The sequence below is a fragment of the Oleiphilus sp. HI0067 genome (assembly GCF_001635735.1).
In genome coordinates this window covers 1-1,122 of sequence record NZ_LWFI01001251.1, presented here as the reverse complement: position 1 = coordinate 1,122, position 1,122 = coordinate 1, and the positions used below count along the sequence as shown (strand labels likewise).

1 protein-coding gene is annotated in these 1,122 nt (G+C 44.2%); it reads right to left on the bottom strand.

Annotation, left to right across the window (positions count from 1 at the left end; all coding sequences use genetic code 11):
- The coding region (dnaK, locus tag A3739_RS19055) for a molecular chaperone DnaK (RefSeq protein ID WP_082878501.1) at window positions 1-1,122 on the bottom strand (1,122 nt) is incomplete at both ends.

The window sequence follows — 1,122 nt, the reverse complement described above, 5'->3', positions numbered from 1 at the left end:
ACAACGTGAATCGTTACTGCCGACTGATTATCTTCTGCTGTTGAGAACACTTGCGACTTCTTGGTAGGAATCGTTGTGTTTTTCTCAATCAATGGAGTAGCAACACCACCCATTGTTTCGATACCTAGCGTCAAAGGCGTTACGTCTAGAAGAAGAACGTCTGTCACGTCACCAGCTAGAACCGCCGCTTGAATCGCCGCACCCATTGCAACTGCTTCATCAGGGTTTACATCACGACGTGGCTCTTTACCGAAGAACTCTTGTACTTTCTCTTGAACAAGAGGCATACGTGTTTGACCACCGACCAAGATGACGTCATCAATTTCGCTTGTGCTCAAACCTGCATCATTCAATGCTGTTTTACATGGAGCAAGACTGCGAACAACCAACTCTTCTACCAACGACTCCAACTTAGAACGCGTCAACTTCACGTTTAAGTGCTTAGGACCTGTTGCATCAGCAGTGATGTATGGCAGATTTACATCCGTTTGTTGTGCACTTGAAAGCTCAACCTTTGCTTTCTCTGCAGCTTCTTTCAAACGCTGCATTGCAAGTGGGTCACCCGTTAAATCCATACCTTGATCTTTCTTGAACTCTTCAGCCAAATAGTCGATCAATGCCATATCAAAGTCTTCACCACCTAGGAATGTGTCACCATTGGTCGCTAGTACTTCAAACTGCTTTTCACCATCAACATCTGCGATTTCGATAATCGAAATATCGAAAGTACCACCACCAAGGTCATACACAGCAATCGTAGAATCACCTTGGCTCTTATCTAGGCCGTAAGCAAGTGCTGCTGCAGTTGGCTCGTTGATAATACGCTTAACATCAAGACCAGCGATTTTACCTGCATCTTTTGTTGCCTGACGCTGAGAGTCATTGAAGTATGCTGGAACAGTGATAACTGCTTCAGTAATGTCTTCACCTAAGTAATCTTCTGCAGTCTTCTTCATCTTTTTCAAGATTTCAGCAGATATCTGAGGTGGAGCCTTCTTCTCGCCTTTTACCTCAACCCATGCATCACCATTGTCTGCTTTAACGATGTTGTATGGCACCATATTGATGTCTTTCTGTACTACGTCTGAATCGAATGTACGACCAATCAAACGCTTAATTGCG